We start from the raw sequence: 6,849 nt of genomic DNA, 5'->3' as shown, positions 1-6,849 counted from the left end.
ATGTCGTTCCTTGTCGTGGGAGAGTTCGGGTACCGGGAGCGGGAGCCGTCACGGCCAGGTGGTGGCCTCGGACCAGCCGACGCCTTCGATGTCGGCCTGCAGCGTGCGGTTCATGCCGCCGTGCCAGCAGGAGAGGCGGATCGTGCCGTTCGCGGGCACGTCGTACCAGTTGTAGGTCGACGTCTGCCCGGACGCGGAGCGGTACGGGGTGCCGTTCTCGAGGCAGCGGATCCGGTATCGGCCCGCGTTCACGTTCGCCGTGTTCAGGTTCAGGTAGTAGCACGTGTCGGGGTTGCAGTTGCCGGAGTCGGTCCCCTGCGACGCCCACCACCGCGGCTGCGGCTTGGCCTGCGCCGTGGCACCGCGCGTGGGGCTCTCATCGGACCAGGCGCCGGTGTTGTCCATCGCCCGGGCCTTGATGCTGTGGTACTCGCTGTACGTGCCCACGTTCACCGAACCCGACATGCCGACGTTCTGCCAGCCGCCGCCGTCCACGCTGATCTGAACGACCTGGATGCTGCGGCCGTTGGGCGATCCGTTCGCGTTCCAGTTGAGGCGCACGTCCGTCTGGAGCGACTCCGCGCTCACGTCGGGGGCGTGCGGCTTCCCGTGCGGGTTGCCCGTGGCCGAATTGGACACGGCGCCGGAGTACGTCGATCCGTCCACGTTCGCGACAGCGCGCACCTCGACCGTGTAGTTGACGCCGTTCTCGAGCCCGCGGAGGACCTTGTCACCGGGCACCGTTCTCCAGTCGCCGCCGTTGAGCCGGTACTGGTTCGTGATCTCGCCAGCGGTGGCGCCGTTGCGCGATCCCTCGTTGTAGGAGATCGTCAGGGAACGGTCGCCCTCGTCCGCGATCCGCAGGCTGGTCGGCGCACCGGGCGCCACCACGCCGCGGCGCGGGGCGGAGGGCGCGCTCATCTCGCCCCAGCCGGCCTTGTTGTTGGCCTGGATGCGGTAGGTGTAGGCCGTCTCGGAGTTCTCGACGACGATGGCCTGACTCGTGGCCTCGGGGCCCGGCGTCAGCGTCCGCACGACCGAGCCGCCCCGCAGCACCTCCAGCCGGTAGCCGCGGATGGCGTCGCCGTTCTTGTCGGGCGCCGTCCAGCTCACGCGCATCTGCGCCTGGCCGCCGACCGGGGAGAGCTCCTGGGTCGTGGGTGCGGCGGGCGCGAACGGCGGCCCGGCCGGGATCTCGGATGCGGACCATCCGCTCCAGCTGGACGGGTCGGGCGCGCGGTTGTGCGCCTGCACGCGGACCTGGTAGTCCGAGCCGTTCTCCAGGCCCTCCCATGTGGTGGAGTTGCCCGTGACCTCCTTCTGCGTGATGCCGGAGGGCGGTGCGGGCGAGATCTCGAGCGTGTACCGGTCGACGGGGGATCCGGGCGTCGACGGCGTCTGCCATGCCACCTTGAGCGACTTGTCCCCGAACGCGAGCGTCGGCGGGTTCGGGGTGTCCGGTCGCGCGTCCGGTCGTGCGGGGGCGGACGCCGCCGAGGGGTCCGACTCGCCGACGCGGTTGGTCGCGGTCACCTGGAACGTGTACTCGACGTTGTTGGTGAGGCCGTCGAGCGTGCACGTCGTGGACTGGCAGTCCTTGGTGTAAGGACTGCCGCCCAGCGATCGCACCGTGTACTTGGTGATCTCCGCACCGTTGTTCGCCGGCGCCGAGAACGACACCACGACCGTGCGATCCTGCTCGGTGACGATGGCCGGCACGCCCGGGGCGTCCGGAACGTCCTGCACTGTGACGACGATCTGACCGTTGACCTCGCGGTCGGAATCCTCCGTCGCGTCCTGGATGCGGTAGCGGACGACGAGCGTGCCCACGAAGGAGTCGCCCGGTGTGACGGTGACCTGGTCGGCGGTGAACTCGACGTCGCCGACGCCGGACTCGGCCACGGCCGACACGATCTTCAGCGGCGTCTCCGGGAACGGGTTGTAGTCGTTGGCGAGAGCAGGGACCACGATGGTCTTGCCCGCATCGGCCTCCGCGATCGTGTCGGTGTTCGCCGCGGGCATCGAGCGGGTGGACGCCGTGACCATCACCTCGACCGTGCCCTCGACCGGCTCGGTGGTGCCGTCGGAGATGCGCAGCTTCAGCGTGACCGCTGTGCCCTTCTTGGCGTTCGACGCTGCCTCCACGACCAGCTTGTCGCCGCCTTCGATGCGGGCGGAGATGCCCTTGCCCTCGCCGCCGACGAGCGCGTAGTCGTGCTTGCCCTTGTCCTCGGGGTCGGGGTCGTCCGTCAGCGCGGCCAGGTCGAGTGACGTGGCCGGCTCGCCCGGCGCGACGTTGACCTGCCCCTGCACGAACGTGGGCTGCTGGTTCTCGGGCGGCAGGACGTTGATCGGGATGCTGAGCGTCGCCTTGCGGCCCTCCGGGTCATCCGGGCCGGTTCCGTCGGTGACCTCGAACGTGAGGGAATCGGGGCCGAAGTACCCCGCGGCGGAGGTGTACACGAGCGTCCGCGCGTCCTTCAGCAGATCGGCTCCGTCGGCGTGGTTCGCGCTGACCTTGGCCTTCTCGGTGATGACGACCTCGCCGCCGCCGGCGACCGTCACGTATTCGGAGAGCGGCAGCGTCTCGGTCTCGCCGCTGACCACCTCGAGCGGCTTGGTCGAGGTGAGGGTCGGGCGCAGGTCTGCGCGCGAGGGCACGAAGATGAACGCCGAGGCCGCCAGGCCGTCGCGGTCGGTGAGCGTGTAGCGGATGAGCTGCAGCTCCTCCGTGACGGTGACGCGCACCTTGCCGTTCTCGAGCGGGGTGCCGCCCTCGCCGATCTCGACGTCGAGGGCGTCGGTGGTGCCGTCCGGGTCCTCGTCGTTCGCGAGGATGTCGAGGTCGGCGGTCAGGCCGCCGTCCTTGAGGTCCGCGGGCTGCAGGCGGTCGTCGCGCGCGACGGGCGCCTGCAACGGCACCTCCTCGTCGACCGTGATCTGGAGCGTCGCCATCGCCGTCGCCCCGCGGGCGTCCGCGACGGTGTACTGCAGCGAGGTCTCGGTCTCTCGATCCGGAGCCTGCACGAGCACGCGGTCGCCGGAGACGCGCGCCTCGAGCCCGTCGGGCACCTCGAGACCGTCTTCCACGAGTGCGAGCTTGTCGCCCTCGGGGTCGGAGTCGTTCGCGAGCACGGGCACCGCGATCTCGCGGCCCGGTCGCACCACGACGGCGTCCTTGACCGCATAGGGCGGCTGGTTGACCTGCTCGGTGGGGGCGATGCCGACGCGGATCGTGGCGATGCCCTCCTTGCCGAGCCGGTCGCGCACGCGGTACTTGAACACGTCGACGCCGCTCGCACCGTCCGCGGCCTCGTACGTGAAGTAGTTCGGCCCCACGGTGATGCGCCCCTTCGAGGGGCTGGACTCGATGCCGACGAGCTCCACAGAGTCGCCGTCGGTGTCGATGCCGTCGAGCGGCACCGCGATGTTGACCTCGGTGCCGGCGAGGGCACGCGCCACGATGTCCTGAGGACGCGGGGCCGCGTTCTTCTCCTCGTCGATCGGCAGGATCTGCACCGTGACGTAGCCGGCCGCCTTCTGCTGACGGGAGTCGGAGACCTCGTAGGTGAGGTAGACCGTCTTCGCCTCCGGCCCGGCCTTGAAGCGCACCGTGTCCTGCGAAACGAACGCCTCACCGTCCTCGGGATCGACGAACGGCTCGATGAGCTCGGGTTCCACGTGCATGGCGTCGTCGCTCGGGTGCGTGTCGTTGTCGAGCACCGGGATCGTGACGACGTCGCCGACGCGCACGGTGGCGGTGTCGGGGTTCGCGACCGGCTGGAGCAGCTTCTCCGGCGCCGGGATCGGGATCACGACGACCTCGCCGTCGGCGGACTTCGAGCCGTTCGAGATGCGGTACTTGATGCGCACCTGCTCCTCGAGGGCGCCCTGGTCGGTGATCCGGAGGGTCTCGTGGTTGAGGACCGAGACCGAGATTCCGCTCTGGGGTTCGACGGTCACGGACTGAACGACGAGGATGCCGCCGCCCGGGTCGGTGTCGTTGTCGAGCACGCCGAGCAGCACGTCTCCGCCCGTGGGCAGCAGAGCCACGTCGCGGACGGCGACCGGGGGAAGGTCGGTCTCCGACTCCGGCATCACGTCGACGCGCACCAGACCCTCGCCGTTCTTGGGGCCCGTGGTCACCTGGTACTGCACGTAGTAGACGCCCGGCTTCTCGGCCATGAAGGAGAAGGTCTTGTTCGGGGTGTTCGGGATGATCGTCGCACCCGGGGTGTCGAGCACGCGGCTCAGACGCAGCGGCTCGCGACTCGTGCTCGTGTCGTTCGCGGTCGGCGCGACCGTGACCTGCTCGCCGGCCCGGGTGATCACGTGGTCGGCGTTGGTCTTCGGGTTCGTGGAGCCCTGTGGCCGGACGTCGATCGCGATCGTCGCGGTGCCGAGGTCGCCGAACGCGTCGGCGACGGTGACCTGCACATCCTTGCGTCCCTGCAGACTGGCGGTCGCCTTGTAGGTGAGCTGCCCGTCCTTGCTGAAGTCGACCTCGTCGCCGGGTGCCGCGATCACGTCCTTCAGATAGATGTCGTCGCCGTCGGGGTCGATCCAGTCCGGGAGGATGTTGTACGAGATCGTCCCGCCGGTCTCGACGGCGAGAGACGTCTTGCGCTTGGGCTTCGGCGCATCGTTCTTGCTCCACTCGCGCACCGTGAGCGAGACCACCGCGGTGTCCTTGCCCTTGCGGCCGTCGTCGACCTCGTAGGTGAAGCTCGCGGTGCCGGTGGCCTTCTCGTCGACCGCGATCTGCAGCGCTCCGCCGTTGTTGATCGGCTGCACGGTCCCGATCGACGGCTGGGCCTCGGCCAGGGCCGCGACGAGGACGTCGCCGTCCGGGTCGTTGTCGTTGTCGAGCACGGGGAGCAGCGTCGTGGCGCCGGGGCGCACGCCGTAGGAGTCGTCCTCCGCGATGGGCGGCGTGTTCTCCTCGCTGCGCTCCGGGAGCGTGGTCTCGACGGTCTCCTCGGTCGAGTCCTCCTCGTTCTCCGTCTCGCCCTCGGGCGGCGTCAGGTCGTTCCAGTTGTCGACGCGCTGCAGGCTCTCGTTGGCCAGCCAGGCGGCACCGCCGACTGCGTCGTTGAGGATGATCACGTCGCGGTTGACGCGGAACGTCAGGCTGGCGGAGTTCTCGGCACCCTCGATCGGGGCGTTCACGTCGTTGGCGTCGCCGGGGCATTCGCGGATGAAGGTCGCCGAACCCGCCCAGGCCCCGTAGGTGCAGCCGCGGAGCCATACCGGCGCCGCCGCCGTTCCTGCGCCGCCCGCCGACGTCTCGGTGGGCTCGCTGCCGTCGAGCGGGACCCGCACGAGCGCCGAGGGGGTGGCGAGGGCGACCGCGTCGGTCTCGGCCGACGCCTGCTGCAGCACGGCGTCCACCGCGCCCTGGATCTCCGTGCGGAAGCCGCCGGGCGTGGTCATGAACCCTGCCGCCCTGTCCAGGACGACGGGCGTCCGTCCGACGGAGGTGATGCTCGGCCGCTCGGCCAGGTCGAGCTCGCCGACCGATGCCGTCGACGGGTCGCCAGGGGCACCCTCGTGGTCGACCGGGACAGTGACGACCTCTCCGCGTTCTGCGGAGAGCGCGAAGACGGTGCCGTCGTCGGCGACGACGACGTCGGACTTCTCCCCCAGTTCGACGACGGGCTCCGCGGCCTCGATCTCGAAGGAGGAGATCCCCTTCACGGGCACGACCCAGAGATCACCCGACTTCTCGTCGAGGATGGCGGCGGTGTTCGCGCCGAGGGCCACCTTCGCGTCGGAGGGGATGAGGGACGAGTCCCCGAGCGACACGCGCGCCGGGTCCACTGCCGTCAGCGTCGAGGCGCTCTCGTCGACGACGACGACGTTGGCCGCGGCCTGCAGGATGTCGTAGTTCTCGCTGGTGGTGCGCAGACCGCCGTCGAGGATCGTCGATTCGTTGTTGAAATGTCCGACGAGCAGACTGGAGGTCTTGGTGATCCAGACGCCGCCGTCGTTGAGATCCACCTTGGTGGTGGGGAACCCCTCATAGGTGAACGCCATGGTGGTGATGGCGATGACGCCGACGGTGACGCCGGCCGCGGACGCCAGCGTCTTGGGTCGCGCGCGCATCCATGACAACGCCTTCATACCCGGTTCCCCCCAGGGTGACACTCTCGGATTTCTCGATCGCGGGTCCGACCGACCCACGGAGCACCCGTTCATCCTAACCGTGTCCCGGAATACTGCTCGATGGGGAGTTGTCCCCATCGTTCCCCTCATGCCCGCCAGCACCCCGCGATGTGATCGTCGACCATCCCGGCCGACTGCATGAGGGCGTACATCGTGGTCGGTCCGACGAAGCGGAACCCGCGGCGCCGCAGCTCTTTGCTCAGCGCGGTCGACTCCGGCGTGACGGCGGGGACGTCCGCGAAGGCCGCCGGACGGATCGGGGACGGCGGCGGGGCGAAAGACCACATCAGCGCGTCGAGCTCGCCCTCCGCCATGGTGCGCACGATGCGGGCGTTGCCGATCGTCGCCTCGATCTTGGCGCGGTTCCGGATGATGCCGGGATCGGCCATCAGCTGCGCGACGTCGCTCTCGTCGAACTCGGAGACGAGCTCGGGCTCGAAGCCGCGGAAGACCTCGCGGAACCGAGGGCGCTTGCGCAGGATCGTGATCCAGGACAGTCCCGCCTGGAAGCCCTCCAGCGACATCTTCTCGAACAGGGCGCGGTCTCCGTGCAGCGGGGTGCCCCACTCCTCGTCGTGATAGCGACGGTATTCGTCGTCGTCACCCACCCAGGCGCAGCGGTCGCGGGCGTCGGGGCCCGTGATCAGAGAGGTCATGCCCTCAGGCTATCCGCGGCCACCGACC

General features: G+C 69.6%; 2 protein-coding genes. Both read right to left on the bottom strand.

What is annotated here, in order from left to right; all coding sequences use genetic code 11:
* Nucleotides 1-48: 48 nt before the first annotated feature.
* Complete coding sequence (locus tag CSX12_RS02775; protein ID WP_124894774.1) at nucleotides 49-6,105, bottom strand: Ig-like domain-containing protein; 6,057 nt, start codon at nucleotides 6,103-6,105, stop codon at nucleotides 49-51.
* A gap of 146 nt (nucleotides 6,106-6,251) precedes the next feature.
* Nucleotides 6,252-6,821, bottom strand: a complete 570-nt coding sequence (locus CSX12_RS02770; protein WP_017204346.1) for a DNA-3-methyladenine glycosylase I — start codon at nucleotides 6,819-6,821, stop codon at nucleotides 6,252-6,254.
* Between the last annotated feature and the right edge of the window lie 28 nt (nucleotides 6,822-6,849).

This window comes from Microbacterium sp. Y-01 (assembly GCF_003856715.1).
GTDB lineage: Bacteria > Actinomycetota > Actinomycetes > Actinomycetales > Microbacteriaceae > Microbacterium > Microbacterium algeriense.
Note: the sequence above shows the minus strand (reverse complement) of the source record. Positions and strands in the feature narration are given on the sequence as shown.

Coding starts and splice junctions, on each gene's coding strand:
- CSX12_RS02775 (WP_124894774.1), bottom strand. CDS start 6,105: ATGCGCGCGCGACCCAAGACGCTGGCGTCCGCGGCCGGCGTCACCGTC.
- CSX12_RS02770 (WP_017204346.1), bottom strand. CDS start 6,821: ATGACCTCTCTGATCACGGGCCCCGACGCCCGCGACCGCTGCGCCTGG.